At 65.3% G+C, this 16,644-nt stretch carries 18 protein-coding genes; 9 read left to right on the plus strand and 9 right to left on the minus strand.

Annotation, left to right across the window (positions count from 1 at the left end; translation table 11 throughout):
• The first annotated feature begins 188 nt into the window (after positions 1 to 188).
• Positions 189 to 413, plus strand: coding sequence for a putative quinol monooxygenase (locus DSM104635_RS07405; protein WP_267129075.1), 225 nt, complete (start codon positions 189 to 191; stop codon positions 411 to 413).
• On the opposite strand, the gene DSM104635_RS07410 is transcribed toward DSM104635_RS07405, so the two are convergent.
• Both DSM104635_RS07410 and DSM104635_RS07415 read right to left on the minus strand, forming a co-directional pair.
• The gene (locus DSM104635_RS07410) at positions 349 to 2,310 is read right to left on the minus strand and encodes a DUF2339 domain-containing protein (RefSeq protein ID WP_158765593.1); all 1,962 of its coding nucleotides are present in this window, start codon (positions 2,308 to 2,310) and stop codon (positions 349 to 351) included. The two genes, DSM104635_RS07405 and DSM104635_RS07410, sit on opposite strands and share 65 nt — an antisense overlap.
• 115 nt (positions 2,311 to 2,425) lie before the next feature.
• The gene (locus DSM104635_RS07415; protein ID WP_158765594.1) at positions 2,426 to 3,325 is read right to left on the minus strand and encodes an SDR family NAD(P)-dependent oxidoreductase; all 900 of its coding nucleotides are present in this window, start codon (positions 3,323 to 3,325) and stop codon (positions 2,426 to 2,428) included.
• 98 nt (positions 3,326 to 3,423) lie between these two features.
• Here DSM104635_RS07415 and DSM104635_RS07420 point away from each other — a divergent pair, with 98 nt between their 5' ends.
• Complete coding sequence (locus tag DSM104635_RS07420; RefSeq protein ID WP_158765595.1) at positions 3,424 to 4,044, plus strand: glutathione S-transferase family protein; 621 nt, start codon at positions 3,424 to 3,426, stop codon at positions 4,042 to 4,044.
• Here DSM104635_RS07420 and DSM104635_RS07425 read toward each other — a convergent pair.
• From DSM104635_RS07425 to DSM104635_RS07435, 3 genes are read right to left on the minus strand one after another with little or no spacing between them, the layout of a single operon-like run.
• Positions 4,041 to 4,451 carry a low affinity iron permease family protein gene (locus DSM104635_RS07425; RefSeq protein ID WP_323368350.1) on the minus strand — a complete coding sequence of 137 codons (411 nt, stop codon included), beginning with the start codon at positions 4,449 to 4,451 and terminating at the stop codon, positions 4,041 to 4,043. The two genes, DSM104635_RS07420 and DSM104635_RS07425, sit on opposite strands and share 4 nt — an antisense overlap.
• A 46-nt stretch (positions 4,452 to 4,497) precedes the next feature.
• On the minus strand, positions 4,498 to 5,301 hold the full coding sequence (locus DSM104635_RS07430) for a CHAD domain-containing protein (RefSeq protein ID WP_158765597.1): 804 nt from the start codon (positions 5,299 to 5,301) through the stop codon (positions 4,498 to 4,500).
• 20 nt (positions 5,302 to 5,321) lie between these two features.
• Positions 5,322 to 5,795 carry a PaaI family thioesterase gene (locus DSM104635_RS07435; RefSeq protein WP_158765598.1) on the minus strand — a complete coding sequence of 158 codons (474 nt, stop codon included), beginning with the start codon at positions 5,793 to 5,795 and terminating at the stop codon, positions 5,322 to 5,324.
• A gap of 66 nt (positions 5,796 to 5,861) precedes the next feature.
• On the opposite strand from DSM104635_RS07435, the gene DSM104635_RS07440 reads away from it, so the two are divergent.
• From DSM104635_RS07440 to DSM104635_RS07455, 4 genes are read left to right on the plus strand one after another with little or no spacing between them, the layout of a single operon-like run.
• On the plus strand, positions 5,862 to 6,485 hold the full coding sequence (locus DSM104635_RS07440; RefSeq protein ID WP_158765599.1) for a hypothetical protein: 624 nt from the start codon (positions 5,862 to 5,864) through the stop codon (positions 6,483 to 6,485).
• Complete coding sequence (locus DSM104635_RS07445; protein ID WP_158768032.1) at positions 6,485 to 7,630, plus strand: acyl-CoA dehydrogenase family protein; 1,146 nt, start codon at positions 6,485 to 6,487, stop codon at positions 7,628 to 7,630. Before DSM104635_RS07440 ends, DSM104635_RS07445 begins: the two co-directional genes overlap by 1 nt.
• Positions 7,630 to 8,067, plus strand: coding sequence for a hypothetical protein (locus DSM104635_RS07450; protein ID WP_158765600.1), 438 nt, complete (start codon positions 7,630 to 7,632; stop codon positions 8,065 to 8,067). Before DSM104635_RS07445 ends, DSM104635_RS07450 begins: the two co-directional genes overlap by 1 nt.
• Before the next feature lie 6 nt (positions 8,068 to 8,073).
• Positions 8,074 to 8,577, plus strand: coding sequence for a CbrC family protein (locus DSM104635_RS07455; protein ID WP_158765601.1), 504 nt, complete (start codon positions 8,074 to 8,076; stop codon positions 8,575 to 8,577).
• A gap of 488 nt (positions 8,578 to 9,065) precedes the next feature.
• Here DSM104635_RS07455 and DSM104635_RS07460 read toward each other — a convergent pair whose 3' ends face one another.
• Positions 9,066 to 10,334: an alpha/beta hydrolase family protein gene (locus DSM104635_RS07460; protein WP_158765602.1), complete on the minus strand. Its 1,269-nt coding sequence runs from the start codon at positions 10,332 to 10,334 to the stop codon at positions 9,066 to 9,068.
• A gap of 253 nt (positions 10,335 to 10,587) precedes the next feature.
• On the opposite strand from DSM104635_RS07460, the gene DSM104635_RS07465 reads away from it, so the two are divergent.
• From DSM104635_RS07465 to DSM104635_RS07475, 3 genes are read left to right on the plus strand one after another with little or no spacing between them, the layout of a single operon-like run.
• Positions 10,588 to 11,028 carry a uracil-DNA glycosylase family protein gene (locus DSM104635_RS07465; RefSeq protein WP_323368351.1) on the plus strand — a complete coding sequence of 147 codons (441 nt, stop codon included), beginning with the start codon at positions 10,588 to 10,590 and terminating at the stop codon, positions 11,026 to 11,028.
• Positions 10,968 to 11,999 (plus strand): alpha/beta fold hydrolase, encoded by a 1,032-nt coding sequence (locus DSM104635_RS07470; protein WP_158765604.1) that lies wholly within the window; start codon positions 10,968 to 10,970, stop codon positions 11,997 to 11,999. The genes DSM104635_RS07465 and DSM104635_RS07470 overlap by 61 nt, the downstream gene beginning before the upstream one ends.
• A gap of 26 nt (positions 12,000 to 12,025) precedes the next feature.
• Positions 12,026 to 13,015, plus strand: coding sequence for a hypothetical protein (locus tag DSM104635_RS07475; protein ID WP_158765605.1), 990 nt, complete (start codon positions 12,026 to 12,028; stop codon positions 13,013 to 13,015).
• On the opposite strand, the gene DSM104635_RS07480 is transcribed toward DSM104635_RS07475, so the two are convergent.
• Genes DSM104635_RS07480 through DSM104635_RS07490 form a run of 3 tightly spaced genes read right to left on the minus strand, consistent with a single transcriptional unit; the run spans position 12,982 to position 16,603 of the window.
• Positions 12,982 to 13,992 (minus strand): ABC transporter ATP-binding protein, encoded by a 1,011-nt coding sequence (locus tag DSM104635_RS07480; RefSeq protein ID WP_158765606.1) that lies wholly within the window; start codon positions 13,990 to 13,992, stop codon positions 12,982 to 12,984. The two genes, DSM104635_RS07475 and DSM104635_RS07480, sit on opposite strands and share 34 nt — an antisense overlap.
• A complete protein-coding gene (locus DSM104635_RS07485; protein WP_158765607.1) occupies positions 13,989 to 15,566 on the minus strand; it encodes an ABC transporter permease in 1,578 nt (525 codons plus the stop codon). The genes DSM104635_RS07480 and DSM104635_RS07485 overlap by 4 nt, the downstream gene beginning before the upstream one ends.
• Positions 15,557 to 16,603: an extracellular solute-binding protein gene (locus DSM104635_RS07490; protein WP_158765608.1), complete on the minus strand. Its 1,047-nt coding sequence runs from the start codon at positions 16,601 to 16,603 to the stop codon at positions 15,557 to 15,559. Before DSM104635_RS07490 ends, DSM104635_RS07485 begins: the two co-directional genes overlap by 10 nt.
• Positions 16,604 to 16,644: the final 41 nt, after the last annotated feature.

Here is a 16,644-nt window from a genome sequence, read left to right on the forward strand (position 1 = left end):
CGTAAAGATTACAGCCTAACCTTCGCCTCAATTGGGCAAAGGACCCGCCGGGGGGCGGTGCGTGTGCACAGATGGGGTGGGCTGAACCAAGTCAGACACGGCCAGCGCGAGCGCCGCGTCCACGCGCGGTGTGCGCGATTTTACGCGCCGAGACGCGTCCGGGCGTCGACAACGAATTCGAAGCTTTGATGAGCGATCTCGCGCACCACGTCCGCGCCAGCGAGGCGGGATGCGATTCTTATACGGTGACGCGCGCCATGGGCTCTGAAGCCCATTTCGTCGTGCATGCGCGCTTCTTGGATTGGAACGCGTTCGAGGGGCACGCCGACACGCCCCACCTGAACCGCTTTATGCCGCGTCTGAGTGCGCTGCTTGCCGCTCCACTCTCGATGGAGATTTTTCTGGAAGTTTGAGCGGCTCTGGCGCTCGCGTGACGCCAGGCGCGAAATTGACGCCGATCGCCGCGCCGATGCTCAACGCCACTGCCGCCGCGCGCGCCCATTCAGGCAACGTCTCCGCGTGCGCCGCCTCAATGATCAGGAATGTTGCTGTTGAGACGGCTGCTGCGCCCAAAGCCCAGCGCGCTTCGGATTCATCCCGGCGCGTCCGCCAGAACGCCCAATGCCCCCAGAACAACGCGGCCGGCAGTGCAAACCCAAGTGACGCACGCGTCATCAGCCCAGCATCCAGAGGCGCAGCGAACGTCGCGGCATGAAGCCCAGCGCTGACCGTCAGCGCCGCCAATGCCAACAGGCCCAGCGCGCGCATCGCGAATTCCCGCGCGCTCACCGCGCCAAGCTTGGCGCGCGCACCGATCATAAGCGCCGCCGTCAGCCAGATCGCGGCATGCACGCCGGTCTCCACGAACGTCACCGGCCGCAGCAGCGGCGCACCTTCGGTGAAGCCGACGCGCACGGCCAGATTGGCGGCGCCGAGCGCGAACGCGATCGCGCTGAGTTCGAAGAAGGCCGATATCCGCGCCGATTTGGTGCGCATGAGAACGAACGCCGTCGCGCCCGCGAGCGCCGATGAGAGCACCACACCCGTCGCGATAACGGCAAACGGCGGCCACGCGACCGCCTCGCCGAGCACCGCGCGCGCGGTGAGAGCGGCAAACATCAAGGCGCCCACGCCAGCCATGGCGGCGAAAAAGCGCCAAACGTCGTTGCGCAGGCGTTCATCGAGCGCGACGAGGCCGAGCGCCAAGGCGGCACTGGCCGGCGCCGCGAGCTGAACAGGCAGCGCAAGCGCAATTGCAGCGCTGACGGCGACGAAGGCGCCAAGCACCAGCACCCAAAGTGTGACGCGCAAGCCCTCCAAACCGCGCGCGCGCCGCAGCGCGCTCTGCGCGATCACCCCAGCCAAAAGCGCCGCCAAGCCGAGGAATGCGCCTGCGGCCGCGTACGGATTAGCAAGACCATGCTGCGCGGCGTTCAGGGCGGCGATCGCGCCCAGCGGAGCAAACGCACCGGTGCCCGCAAGCGCTACGCCCCGCGCGCCGAGCTGCGGCACGCGCACAGCGGCGATCGCCAGGAACAGGGCGCCGGCCCAGGCCGCAGCCGGCGTGAACCAAATCGCGGCGCTCGGTTGGCCGCTCAGCACGAACAACCCGATCACCGCGGCGCCGAACGCCGCAAGATGCATAGCCTCCAGGCGCAAGCTCATGGCGCCGACGATGGCGGCCACCGCGACAATCATGCCGAACGCAACACCCGCCGCGCCAACCATGCCGGTCTGGCTCGCCAGCGCCAGCGCCGCCGCGGCCATGGTCAGCGCCATCGTTGAGCCAGGCGTGGCGCGGCGCAGGTGTGCGTGCGTGATGCCGGCGACGGCGCAGAACGCCACGAAGATCGAATAGCTGGCGGGATCGGCGTGCGCCGCGCCAAGTGCGAAGCCGACAAGCGCCCAAGCGCCGGCGGTGCAAACTGCCGCCCAAGCCGCCGCCCGCCAGATCGGCCGCAGCGCGATGATCATCATCGCCGCGGCGATGGCCAAGCCGGACGCAACGATGGCTGGCTGATCGGCCTGGAAGAAGAAGGCGATCGCCGGCGAGGTGGCCATCAGCGCCAGGACCAGCCCGCGCCCAGTCTCAGGTGAAAGCGTCGGTCCGCGCAGATTCCCCGCGACCGCCTCGGCGCGTTCGCCCCAGACCCGCGCCGCCCGCGTCAGCGGATTTTCCGGCCGCGCTTCGGCTGAACCGTCGCGCAATGCGCCGAGCTGAGCCTCGAGAGACTCGATGCGCCGCCACAGCACCGCAAAGCCGGCAATGCTCAAAACGACGTGGAGCGCGAGGAGGAGAACGAGCGCCATGCGACGGGCTTCCTAGCGGAAGCGCCGGTGGAAAACATTCCCAAATCCGGAGAACAGGCGCCCGCGCTGCCGTCGGGTTTGACGCGCGAGCCGGCGCAATTGTTCCCGATCGTCGCTAGACGGCTGATTTTCGCAGGAATTTCTGCGTCTGCAACGCGCCTGCGCCGTACGCCTCAGCGCCTTCAGGGTTCTCGATCTGGGTCCAATGGTCGCGAACCGCCTCAGCGCTTGCCGTAGCGCCAAGGTAGGCGCCTTCGGTCTCCACGATCCGCGCCACGGCGAAAACGCCAGCGCCGGCGGTGAGGATCGCGCCGTTCGGCGCTTCTTTCGAGGCGAGATAGACCACGCCCGGCGTCACGTGCTCGGGCCCGAACTTCTCGAGCATCGCCGGCGGCATGATGTTGTCCGTCATCCGCGTGGCGGCCACCGGCGAGATCGCGTTGATGCGGATGTCGTTCTTGCCGCCTTCGAGCTTCAGTGTGTTCATCAGCCCGATGAGCGAGAGCTTGGCCGCGCCGTAGTTTGCTTGGCCGAAATTGCCATAGAGCCCGGTGGACGAGGTGGTCACCACGACGCGCCCGTAATTCTGCGCGCGCATGATCTCCCACATCGCTTTCAGCGGCTTCACCGCGCCCATCAGGTGCACGTCGACCACGGCGGCGAAGTCCTTCAACTCCAGCTTGGCGAACGATTTGTCGCGCAGAATGCCGGCATTCGCGATCAGCACGTCGATGCGGCCCCACTTTGACATGGTGCGCTCAACCAGATTGGAGACGCCGGCATCGTCCGTGACCGAAGCGCCGTCCGCGATCGCTTCACCGCCTGCCGCAACGATCTCCGCAACCACAGCGTCCGCAGCCGCTGACGAGCCGCCTGAACCACCGAGCGTTCCGCCCAGATCGTTGACCACAACCTTTGCGCCCCGACGTGCGAGTTCCAGCGCGTGGCTTCGGCCCAAACCGCCGCCGGCGCCGGTGACGATTGCAACTTGGCCGTCGAAGCGGATGTCAGACATTGTGTGGGGCGCACTTCGTGATCTTGGCGCTTTGTCGCGGAAGCGCTTAGCTGCGGTCAAGACGGCGCCCGTAGGGCGCCCGGCGTTCGGGGATCGGGATGAAGCTCTATGTCGCGCCTTATGCGCCCAACCCGCGACGGGTGATGATGTTCTTGGCCGAGAAGGACATCACCGATATCGAACTCGTGACGCTCAACCTGCAAGAAGGCGAGCACCGCACCGACGCCTTCCGCGCCAAGAGCCCGCTCAGCCAAATCCCAACGCTTGAGCTTGATGACGGCCGCACGCTCACCGAAAGCCGCGCCATCTGCGGTTACATTGAAGCGATGCAGCCTGAGCCAAACCTGATGGGCCGCGACGCATTCGAACGCGCCTTCATCGAAATGTGGGACCGCCGCATGGAGTTGTTATTCTCGGTGCCGCTGATGATGTGGGTCCGCCACGGCAATCCGGTACTCGGCGCCGTCGAGCGCGACCAGAACGCCGAAGTAGCCAGCTACAATCAAGGTCAGGCGATGCGCATGGCGAAGTGGCTGAACAGCGAACTGGGGGCACGGCAATGGATCGCCGGCGACCGCTTCACCATCGCCGACATCACCGCCGCTTGCGGCATGGATTTCGCCAAGATGATGCGCTGGCGTCCCGGTGACGATCTCCCGCACTTGAAGCGCTGGCGCGGGATGTTGGGTAATCGCGCGGCCGGAAACGTCGCCGCCTAAGCTGTCTTGCGCTTGCGTGCCGGCGGTTTTGAGCCACCGCGCTCGCGCTTGCGGCGTTCTTCGTGCAGCTTCTCGGCGCTTTGCTCGACTTCCTTCAGGATGTCCTCGAGTTCTTCATCACTCATGTGCTCGATGCCGATGAACTTGTTGTCGGAATCGCTGGTGCGGATGATTTCGTCGAGCTTGGCTTGAATGGCGGCGTTGTCGCGGTTCTGTGTGTTCTGGATCAGGAACACCATCAGGAAGGTGACGATGGTCGTCGTCGTGTTGATGACGAGCTGCCACGTGTCGGAGAAGCCGAACAGCGGCCCCGAGAGCGCCCAAACCAGCACTAGAGCGCAGCATAGAATGAACGCGATCGGCCGGCCGGTCCATTTGGATACGGTGGTCGCGAAACGAGTGAACATTTTGCGCATGGCGCTGGGCAACAGCGCAGCGACCCTGGAAGTTCCCTTAGGCCGCGCCGCTGTGAACCCGTGCGCCCAACGCGTCCGCGCGATCGGCGAACCGAACGCAGCGTTTGCGCAGTACGCGCGTAGCGCGTTTGGCGGCATTGCCTTCGCCAGCCATGGCGGGGTCGGCCTCAATCCGGTCCATCAACAGCAAGGCGTCGCGCTCAACGCCCAATACATCGCCCAGCTTGTCGCCAAGCTTCAGCCGCCGCGCCGTTGGCCAAGCATCATCCAACAGTAGTGCCGCGTAGTAACGATCCTTCTCGCGCTTGCGCCATTCGTGCCGGTGCGCCGGTTCATCCGAGCCACGGCCGCGACGGCGCGCCTTGCGCGCGCGTCGAATGACGCGCTCGGCGCCGCGCTTGATCTGGCGATGCGACGCTTCGGGCCAGACCTGCGCCAGCGCGAGCAAATCCTTCAGTCCCGCCCGCGCGCCGTCGATATCGAGCGGCGGCAGAAATCCGCGTTCGACATCCAAAGTGGAAGCGACGTCGAGCAGCGCTCGCGCTTCGCGCTTATCACCCTTCTTCGCCGCGCGCCGTGCTGCTTCCGCCAGCGCCACGAGATCGCGCGCTTGACCAAGCGTGCGCATCACCCCGCGCGCGGAATCGTTGAACACTTCAGCCAAGCCTGGCGCGCCAGCACGGCCGATGCGCGCCAACGCACGCGCGCGTTTAATGCGCACGCGGCAGCGATGCACGCCCTTCGGACGCCCGCCGGACATATCGAGTTCTTCAATGGCGGCGCTCAATTCCCGCGACAACGCCGCGCGCAAGTCGAACGCCGGTCCAGGCGATCTCATCATCAACTACCCCCGCTCACGCGTTAGCCCCGCGGTAGCGGATTGATTTTCTTGAGCGTGCCGGAAAATGCAAGCAGCGGACGTGAATCTTGTGTCACAAGTCCGCGCACGAAAATCAGCGAGCGCGTCTCGCGCAACACTTCGCCGTCTGCGTACACAAAGTTATCCACAGCGCCGGCGCTCAGAAATTCGCTGTTGCACGTCAGCGTCACCGCGTGCGCGCCACGCAAAGCATTGTGGGCGATGGCAAAAAGCGAAAAGTCGGCGAAGCTCATCAGCGCCCCGCCATGGATTGTGCCGCCGCCGTTCAGGTGCTCGCGCCGCGGCTGGAACGCGCAGCGGGCGCGGCCATCGGCCTCGAGGCGAAAGCAGAACGGCCCGATCGCGGTTTCGTACGGGTCCGCACCGTTGCTCCAGGAGGTCCAGCCCTGGAACGGGCCTTCCGTGATCACAACGGGCTGACTTGGGCTCTGCTCGGCCCCTCCATCGGCGCTCATGGAACGATTTCTCCTTGCTGGCGCCGCGTGCTCGCATGGTATCAGAGGCCGGGCAAGGCAGGGCAGATGCGGTTTGTTTTCGCGATCCTAGCGATGTTCGCGCTGGCGACGTGCGCCAGTTCGGGCGAGGACGACCGCTTCCGCGTCGGCGCTTCCCAGCGCGCCTTTGTCATCATTGGCGTCGCCGAAGCGGCCGAGAACACGTCAGCCACGTACGATCTGCTATGGCGCCGGCTTGACCCCAACGGAAATTTCACCCCCGAGATCGATGGCGGCCGCACCGCTTTCCAGGCCGAGACCAACGAACGCGGCACGCTCCGCATGCGCGGCATTCCCGGCGAATTCGTGATGCGCGAAATCGATCCTGGGGTTTACGCGCTCGACAGCGTCTTCGCCGTAATCGCCGACGACCGCGTCAACTACATCGCCAACGGCGTCATGACCGGCCCCGAGCGGCCCGCCTTTGAAGTTCGCGCCGGCGAAGCGATCTATCTCGGCATTTGGCAGGTTAACATCGAGGACGTCACCGCCGTAGCGCGGCCGTGGCGCCTGAGCGAAGCCGATCTCCGCGCCGTCCTGGATCGCCGCGACAAAGTCGCCGGCGAAGTGCGCCTGCGCGAAACCCATACCCGCGCCGTGCCATGCACGCCGCAGCGTCTCAATTCCAGATCACAACGCCGGGTGTGCTGATGCACGACAACGAGATACTCACCCAATTGCTCGACGCCATCCGCCGCTTCGTCAACGAGCGCCTGATCCCGCTTGAGGCCAAAGTTTCCGAAGACGACGCTATCCCTGCTGACGCGCTCGCGGAAATGCGCGCGCTCGGCCTGTTTGGTCTCTCCATTCCGGAAGAGTACGGCGGTCTCGGCCTCTCCATGGAGGACGAGTGCCGCGTCATGTTCGAATTCTGCCGCTGCTCGCCGGCGTTTCGTTCGGCGTTCGGCACCAATGTCGGCATCGGCAGCCAGGGTCTCGTCATGTTCGGGACCGAGGCGCAGAAGGAAAAGTGGCTCCCGGGCATCGCGTCCGGCGACACCGTCACTTCATTCGCGCTCACTGAACCCGAAGCCGGCTCAGATTCCGGCGCCGTGCGCACCAAAGCCGAACGCGATGGTGATCACTACGTCCTCAGCGGCTCCAAGCGCTACATCACCAACGCCAACCGCGCTTCGCTCTTCACCGTGATGGCGCGCACCAATCCCGACGTGAAAGGCGGCGCCGGCGTCTCTGCCTTCCTGGTGCCGAGCGATCTGCCTGGCGTTTCCGTGGGCAAGCCCGAAAAGAAAATGGGCCAGCAGGGCGCTCACATCTGCGACGTCAACTTCGACGGCGTGCGCGTGCCCAGCGAGCTTCGTCTCGGCGAAGAGGGCCAAGGCTTCCGCATCGCCATGCAAGTGCTCGATCGCGGCCGGCTGCACATTTCGTCCGTCTGCGTCGGCGTTGCCGAGCGTTTGATCGAAGAGAGCGTCCGCTACGCCGCCGAGCGCAAACAATTCGGCCAAGCCATCGCCAACTTCCAGATGATCCAAGCCATGCTCGCCGACTGCCGCGCCGAAGCCAACGCCGCGCGAGCCATGGTGCTCGACGCCGCCCGCAAGCGCGATGCCGGCGCCGACGTCACAATGGACGCCGCCTGCGCCAAGCTCTTCGCTTCAGAAATGGTCGGCCGCGTCGCCGATCGCGCGGTGCAGATCTTCGGCGGCTCCGGCTACGTTGCCGATCACGGCATCGAGCGCTTCTACCGCGACGTCCGCATCTTCCGCCTCTACGAAGGCACCAGCGAAATCCAGCGCCTCATCATCGCGCGCGAGATGATGAAGCGGGGCAAGTGATGGCTGACGAACCCAAGCCACAGAAGACTCTGGCCGACCATGCGCGTGGCATCGCAGCGCTTCCGGGAGAGAAATTCGCTGAGCTGAAAGCGTACGGCGCGGAAAAACTCCAAGATACCATGGCCGCGTTTCAATCGGCGTTGCCCGCGCTACGGCGCGCTGGTTATGAGATGCGAGAGTTCGAAGTCGAACTCGGCCTGGCACCGAAGATCATCGCTCACTTCACACCAGCAGCCACCCATGACGCGGCCATTGTCGAAGCGCGTGAAGCGCTGAAGGACAACAAGATCGGCGCCGCCATGCTGAGCGTGCTCGCGCGTGCCGGCGACATACACCGCCAGATCAAGGCACCCGGCTTCTCTTGTGGACACATGGAAATCGACGTCGGCTTGTTGCCAGCCGTGCGTTTGCGCTACCGCGCGGACGAACTGGAATAGAGACACGTGACAGACAAGCCGTTCTTCCGCTTCCACCCCGACGCGTACGATCACGGCGTGTTCGAGGAGTCCGACGAGCCTTGCAGTGCATGCGGTAAACCCTGCGTCTGGAAATACACCCAGCACATCTACGCGCTGCCGCCCGATCCCGAAGCGATCTGCGCGCGTTGCATCGCCGACGGCACCGTCACCAAGGCGGTTCCTGAAGGCGATTATGGCCTCCATGATTTCTCGTTCGACGAAGAACCATCCGAAGCGCTCGCCGCCGAAGTCGAGCAGCGCACGCCGGGCTTCGCCACCTACAATCCCTTCGTCTGGCCCGTGCGCGATGGCATGCCGCTGGCTTTCTTAGGCTTCGGCGAAGACGCGAACTTGGCCAACGTTCTCGGCGTGAAGGCCGCGATCGCGGCGCTAGCGTCAGACATGGGCGGTGAAGTGGCGCCGGGCTACGCGATGATCTTCAAGACGCTAGAGGGCGACACCTACATCGCCACCCTTGATATGGATTGATGGAATGGGGGATAGAGCCGCGCTCTATCCCCCACTTTGCGCAAGCGTTGGCAAGTTGGAGCGCCCGGCTCCGCCGCGCTTAGCGCTTTACTTTCAAGCATTTTCGCCAATGCGCGGCAGAGCCGGGCGCTCCAACTTGCAAGAATCTATCCGACCGATTTGAACCACCCCTACACTGCCGGCATCTCTCACACGGGAGGTTCAAGTGCTAGCCGAACACCTGAGCGTGAGAGACGTGATCGAACGTGAGATAGCCAGCGGGGCTTGAAACCGCTGGGGTCCGGGCAGAGGCACTGTCCGCACGTCTCGAGCGTCCGGCTCCGGAGTGAACAGCTCCTCACCCGGTGCGCTAGAGCCAAACGATTGCGCGGGACGTGTCGTGCGCGCGAAAACACTCACTCTCCCTTTGGTCCAGCGCTCACGGCGCGTCCCGCTCTCCTGTTGGAGAGGACTTGTCGAACCCGTGCAACGACGTTGCGACGGCGTCGCTAGCGCGTCTTCAGATGCGCATCGAGAAAATCGAGAAACACGCGCCAATCCTGCGCCGTGACGCCGTGCAAGCCGGGCCGCGTGTAGTAGGCGAGATCGGCCTCCAGGTTCGGCGTGCGCATATCCTCCTGCGCCAAGCCTTGTGCGCCATAGAGCTCGTACGCCGGCGTCGCGGCACGCGCAGCTTGCCAAGCGCCATGCGGATCGGACCAAGCATCGCGCGCGCCGTTGCCGAGCAACACAGGCCGTGGCGCGATCAACGCCAACAGCTGATGCTGATCCATCGCCGGATCGCGTGGCGCGTCGGCGAACGCCGGCGGAAACCACCACGGAAACGCCTCCATCATCTCGGCAATGCTCTCGCCTTCGTCGCTCCGAGACAACGAAGCGCCGCCGCGTCCGGATTGGTGCGCAATAACGGCCGCGATGCGCGGATCACGCGCCGCCGCGTAGAGCGCCGCCTTGCCATTGCGCGAATGCCCCCAAACCGCGACGCGACGTGCATCCACGCGCGGATCGGCGGCAAGCACATCGTAAGCCTGACTATAAAGCCACGCCCAAACCGCAACCGCGCCGGTATTCTCGGCGTCGTCGCCATAGAGCCGCGCCAAACCCTCGCGCGCGCCGACCGCTTCGTCCGCGACGACGTCGCCGGCATAGAACATCGCCAGCCCGTAGCCGCGCGCGAGAATGTCTTCGTACGGCGGCCCATTGATGTAGCGGCCAAACACAGTCTCGATCAGCGGATACGCCCAAGGCGCATCGCACGCCCACAACACTTCGGTCAGCGGCCCCGCGATCTCGTCTGGCGCATCAGCCATCGCAGCGCGATTGCCGCAGAAATTCTCCATGATGACGAGCGGAACGGGTCCGGTCGCATCACGCGGCAACACAACCACCATGTTGAAATGCGGCGGCGCGTCGGCAGGTCCGACTGCAACACTCCATTGTTCGATGCGCGCGACGTCAGCCAGCGGTGCGTAGCTGATCTCATCGCGCGAAAGCACGCGCGCCGGCGCGGCGTTCGGCGGGTAGGGGCCGTACACCTCGCGTTCGAACGCCGCATGCAAGAGCGGTGCACGGCGCGTCTCCCATTCCATCGTGGTGCTGATCGGCGGATCTTGCCCAAACGCGCCAAGCAAAGGCGGCGGCGCTGCGGGGCCGAGCGTTGGATCGAGCGCGACTGCCGGCAGCCTGATGGCGGCGCATCCCACCAGTCCCGCGCTCACAACCGCGATCGCCGCCAAAGCGATCAAACCCCACCGCATGCGTGTTCCCCTCGTTGGAACGGGAAACTCCGCCGCCGCGTGCGACTTGTCGAGCGCTTATGCAATGCAACCCTTGGCGCCGTGGGGAAGCGCGCCCAGTACAACGCAAGTGACGCACGCTCTGACCAAGCTGGTGAAGGACATCGAAGCCTGTCGCGTGTGCGCAGAAGTGCTGCCGCACGAGCCGCGCCCCGTCGTTTGGGTGCATCCGGAAGCACGCATACTCATTGCGGGCCAGGCGCCGGGCCGGCGCGTGCACGAAAGCGGCATTCCGTGGAACGATCCGTCCGGCGATCGTCTGCGCAGCTGGATCAATCTCGACCGCGAGCAGTTCTACGACAAACGGAATATTGCCGTCGCGGCGATGGGTTTTTGCTATCCCGGAACAGTGAAAGGCGCGGATTTACCGCCGCTCCGCGAATGCGCGCCGTTGTGGCGGCCGCGCCTTCTGCCATTGCTGCAAAAAGTTCGTCTAACCCTCCTCGTCGGCGCTTACGCACAGCGCTATCATCTCGGCGCCGCGGTGAATCGGACGCTGGGGGAGACAGTCCGCGCTTGGCGCGACTATCCCGACAACGTCATGCCTTTGCCGCATCCTTCGTGGCGGAATAGTGCATGGTTGAAACGCAATCCATGGTTCGAAACGGAATTGATCCCCGAGTTGCGGCGAAGAGTTTCCTCAGCTTTGCGCTGATGCTGCTCGCGGCGTGCGTGCCGACGGTGCAGCGCGCGCAATCGCAAGTCGATGGCTTCACCGGCCCGCGCTTCAACGTTGCGGCGGAGCGTTTCGTCTCGTTCGACGGCGCCGAACTTGGCCTCACCGCGTGGTTGCCGCCGGAAGGGCAAGAGCCGACCGATGTCATCGTCGGCCTTCACGGCATGAATGACTACGCCAACACCTTTTATCTGGCTGGTCCGTGGTTCGCTGAACGCGGCGTCGCTGTCTATGCCTACGACGCACGGGGCTTTGGCCGTTCGCCCAATCGCGGTGTCTGGGGTGGCGAGCGGCTGATGACGGAGGATCTCCGCACCGCCGTGCGCGTCGCGCGGCGCACCCACCCCAATGCGCGCATCAGCGTCGTGGGTGACTCCATGGGCGCGGCCACCGCGATTGCGACGTTCGGCGCACCCAATGCGCCCCAGATTGATCGCCTGGTCCTGGTCGCGCCCGCGGTGTGGGGCTGGTCGACAATGCCGAACGAGTACGCGCTGGCGCTCTGGGTTGGCGCGCACACCTTCCCGTGGCGGGCAGTGCAGCCGCCACAGCGCGTCTATCGCCGAATCACGGCGTCGGACAATCAGGAAGCGTTGCTGCAAGCCGGTCGCGCGCCGCACATGATCTGGACCACGCGGATCGACGCGGTTTATGGCCTCGTTGGCCTGATGGAAGAAGCAACGGACCGCTCCGCCAATCTCGAGGGCGACGTGCTCTTCCTCTATGGCGGACACGATCAGATCATTCCGCGTAACTCCGCCATCGCTACCGCGCGGCGCCTGCCAGGTACGGTGCGCACCGCGTTCTATGAGCATGGCTGGCATTGGCTGCTCCGCGACCTACAGCGCGAGGTCGTGTACGAGGATATCCTCGCCTACATCCGCGACCCCAACATCCAGCTGCCCTCGCAGGCGCCGCCGCTTTTGCCCGTCGTCCAAGCAAATCGTTAAGACGACCCGGCTATGCTTGCCGCACTATGGCGGCACTTAACACTCTGTTTAACAAGAAAAAGCTCGCGCTAACGCGCGCGAAGCTAGCTGCGTGGTGGGACGGCGAAGCCTTCGACGAAGCCGCCGCCCTGGCCGCGTTCGAAGCCAAGGCCGCAAACGAAAACACCGCCGCCGATAGCGGCGCCGATGACGAATTGTTCGACGCCCCAGTCTACGACATGCCGCCCCGCCTCGCCGCACTCGGCTTGCTCTGGGGCGAAGGCCGCGTCCGCCCCGGCGATTCGACCGCCGACGGCCTGGAGCCGGCGCGGATCGGTTTGAGCAGCGAAGGCGTGCTCGCCGTGCTGGGCCCGGGTCTGGAAGGCTCGCTTGCAGCCGTCGCCGCCGCCCACCCCGGCAAGATCGAAGTGTTCGAGTGGCGCGAAGAAACCTTCGACGCGCTGAAGCACGGTGTTGAAAGCGCCAAGCTGGATGAACGCGTCTCCGTCTCTCGTATAGATCTCGAAGCGCACGTGTTCACGCCGGCAAGCTTCGACGGGCTGTTGAGCACCGACGACTTCGCCTATTGCGGCTACCCTCCGCACTTGGCGCAGCAGATCATGAAGAGCCTAAAGCCGGGCGCCTGCGCCGTGGTGGAATGCTACGTCGGCTTCAAGTCCGACGCGCTCGCGACTGCCTTCGCCTCGTCCTTCGCCGAACCACAAATCCGCGCCCACGGCGACATCCTGCAATTCTTCACCGACGCAGGTCTCGCGTTGGAAGCCGACGAGGATCTGACCGACGAATTCCTCGACACCGCGCGCACCGCGTTCAAGAGCCTCGGCGCCAAGCTACAGGAAGCCGGCGCCGTGGAGCCTGCCGTCGCGCGCGAGCTAGCGTGGGAAACCGAAGCTTGGCGCGTTCGGCTGCTGCTGTTGGCGCAACGGCGGTTGGAGCGCCGCCGCTTCATTCTGCGCCGGCCGGTCGATGATGCAGCGCCGGCTCAGGCTGAAAACGCAAACGCGCCTGCGGGCTGAATCGTAACATCAACGGACTCGCCGAGCGTCGAGCGCGCGGGAACGAGCGCGCGCCAGATGGCGCCTTGCGCCTCGATGCGCACCAGATCGTGTGCGCCGTGCGGGCGAACTTCGATGACGCGCGCCGCGGCTCCGGGGCTGAGCGCAAGCGCTTCAGCACGTACGGCGGCCTGCGCCGCTGTCCCGTTCGGCAGTGCAGCCGCGACCGGCCCGAACGGCGTCGTGATGGCGCCGCTCTCGACGCGGCCAGAAAACACGTTGATCGGGCCCAGCGCAGCCGCGGCGTCGATCGAGGTCGGACGGTCGTAAGCTTCGCGCGGCGTCGCTTCTTGCAACAGGCGTCCGCTCTTCAGGATCGCGAGTCGATCAGCCACTTGTAGCGCGTCCTCGGCATCGTGTGTGACGAACAGCGCCGTGGTCTTGGCTTCGGCGAGTGTCGCCAACGTAGCGTCGCGCAGCTCAGCGCGCTGCACGGGATCGAGCCCGGAGAACGGCTCGTCCAACAGCACCGCGCGCGGTTGCGGAGCGAGCGAGCGCGCAAGTGCGATGCGTTGCTGTTCACCGCCCGAGAGCTCGTGCGGATATGCGTCGGCGCGATGCTTCAGACCAACACGATCGAGCCACCGCAGCGCCAGCGCGTCTCGTTCGGCGCGTGCAAGCTTATCCAGGCCGAAGCCCACGTTCGCTGCGGCTGTGAGATGGGGAAAGAGCGAGTAGTCCTGGAACACCATGCCGAGGCGGCGTTGCTCAGGCGGCAGCGTCACGCCAACGGATGAAGCGAGTTGATCGCCGATCCTGATCTCGCCGGCGTCCAACGGTTCAAGCCCGGCGATCAGCCGCAGGATGGTGGACTTGCCCGAACCCGAAGGGCCGAGCAGCGCGAGCACCTTGCCCTCGGGCGCGGTGAGCGAGACGTCGTCAAGCGACCAAGCGCCGTTGTAGGCGCGGCGTACGCGGGTGAGCGTGACGGTGCTCATCGTGCGCCCGCCCGTGCGCTGGCGATGCCGTGTGACAGGATGAGAATGGGCGCGAGGCCCGCGACGAAGATCAGCAGCGCAGGCGCCGCGGCTTCGAGCAGACGTTCATCGGAAGCGTAGGAATAGGCCTTCACCGCAAGCGTATCGAAGTCGAACGGACGAAGTATGAGCGTGGTCGGCAGCTCCTTCAAAATTTCAACGAACAGGATCAGCGCTGCCGCGGCAATGCTTGGCGCGGCGATCGGCAGATCGACTTCGATTAGACGCCGCCAAGGCCCAGCGCCCAACGTTCGCGCCGACGCGTCGAGCCCCTTGGAAAGCCGCGATAGACCAGCGTCGATCGGTTGTACGCCAGCCGATGCAAACCGCGCCGCGTAGGCCCAAAACAGCGCGGTCAGCGCGAGGCCTGTGCTTAAGCCGCCGATCCAGCCCGCTTCGCGTGCGGCGGCGAAGATCGCAAGCGCGCCCATCGCGAGCACCGCGCCAGGCGCGGCGTAGCCCATCGCTGCCGCGAACAGCGACGCTTGTCCCAAGCGGCGTGAACGGCGCGCGGTCACGGCGATAGCAGCGGCGAGCGCGAGCGTGATCAGCGCGCCCATAGCCGAGAGCACGATCGAGTTTACTAGCGCTGGCGCAATGTCGCCGATGTTGGCGTGCAAAAGCGCCAGCCGTGCGAGCCATGCCAACGGCAAGGCTGCTCCAAAGAAGACAAGCAAAGCGCAAAAGGCGGCCGCCAACATGCCCATCGGCGCGGAGAGCCCATAGCGTGGCAGTGGCCGCCAACGTGTCGAACCGCCACCGAACGCCGCGCGCCCGCGTGCCCGCCGCTCCAGCATCAAGAACACCAACGCGGCGATCAGGAGCACGGCCGAAATCTGAAGCGCCGCGTGTAAGCTTTGGTGTGCATACCAAGCGCGAAAGATCGCGGTGGAGAGCGTCGTCAGGCCAAAGTGCTGGGCCGCGCCGTAATCGGCGGCGATCTCCATCATCGCCAACGAGGCGCCTGCGGCGATGCCGGGCCGCGCGAGTGGCAACGCCACGCGCCAGAACAGCGAGCCAGGCGAGGTCCCCAGCGTGCGCGCCGCCTCAAGCGCGCAGGCCGATTGGCTTGTGAACGCCGCGCGCGCTGCGAGGTACACATAAGGATAGAGACCAACCGCGTAGACGAAAGCCGCGCCCCAGATGCCGCGTACTTCGATGGGGCTGACGCCGCCAGCCCAGCTGAAGCTTGCGTAGGAATACGCAAGCACGTAGCTCGGCGCGGCCAGCGGTAGCACAAGCGCCCATTCGAACAGTCCGCGCCCTGGAAACTTGCACAGACTCACCAGCCACGCAGCGCCGGCGCCGAGCACAGTCGCACCGCCACCGCCCAGGAGCATCTGCGTCAGAGTGCCGAGAGCACCGTCGCGCAAGAGATTGCCGCCAAAGGCGACGCCTTCGCGATCAGGCGAAAGTGCAAAGCTAATGACGGCGATAGCTGGCGCGGCGCACGCCAATGTCGCCAGCACCGCGACGAGCGCGACGCCGTCCACCGCGAAACCGCGAGAGCGCGCCGCTACAACGTCTATCGCCACCCAACCTCTTCAAAAATCCGCGCCGCTTCGGCCTGATGGCGCCCCAGCGCATCGAGCGGGATGTTCTCTTCCTTGAAATCACCAAGCGCCGCAAGCGCCGGCGCAGGCGCTATGGTCGGTCGGATCGGGAATTCGGAGTTCAACGGCGCCAGCGTGGTCTGCGCTTCGTCGCTGACGAGATATTCGAGGAAACGAACCGCGTTGTCGCGGCGCTGGGCGTGCGCGGTGACGCCGCCGCCGGAAATGTTCACGTGGGTTCCCGCCCCAGCTTGATCCGGGAAAACAAGACCGGTGTTGGCGATAGTCTGACGGTCAGCCGGATCGTCCGACTGCGTCATGCGGAAATAGTAATAGTGATTGCAGAGCGTGGCTTGCGCCTCACCGGCGCCGACCGCTTTGATCTGATCGGTATCGGCGCCTTGCGGGTCGCGCACGAAGTTCGCCCGCACGCCTGCCGCCCAAGCGCGCGCATTCTCCGCACCGAGGCGTTCGATGCGCGCCGCCAACGTGGAGAGCTGATAGACGTTGGTAGAAGAGCGCATCACGATTTGGTTGCGGAAGCGGGGCGTCGCCAGCGTGTCGTAGGTGGCGACTTCGTCCGGTTGCACGTTCGCCTTATTGTAAATGATGACACGTGCGCGCTTAGCAAAGCCCCAGAACGCTCCCTCCGGATCGCGCAGGTGCGCAGGTACGCCTTGCTCGAGTGCAGGCGTTGCCACGTTTTGGAAAAGGCCCGCGTCCTTCACGCGCCAGAGATTGCCCGCGTCGGCGCTGACAAACACGTCGGCGGCGGTGGCGTCGCCTTCGGCGCGCAAACGCTCCAGCAATTGTTCAGCGCTGCCGGTCAGTGCACGCACGGCGATGCCGGTGGCCTCTTCGAACCCAGAGTAAAGCGCGCGGTCGGCCTCGTAGTGACGGGCGGTATAGACGTTGATGAAATTTTCGCCGCCGCGAACGCCGCCGCTCGGGTTACAGGCCGCAAGCGCTGTGGCGGACGCGCCGAGGGTAAATCCACGGCGGCTTAATCTGAAGGTCACGAGCGTCTCCCGCCAGAAATTGCGAATGGTTCGCAGTTGCT

It is taken from the genome of Terricaulis silvestris (assembly GCF_009792355.1).
GTDB classification, from domain to species: domain Bacteria; phylum Pseudomonadota; class Alphaproteobacteria; order Caulobacterales; family Aquidulcibacteraceae; genus Vitreimonas; species Vitreimonas silvestris.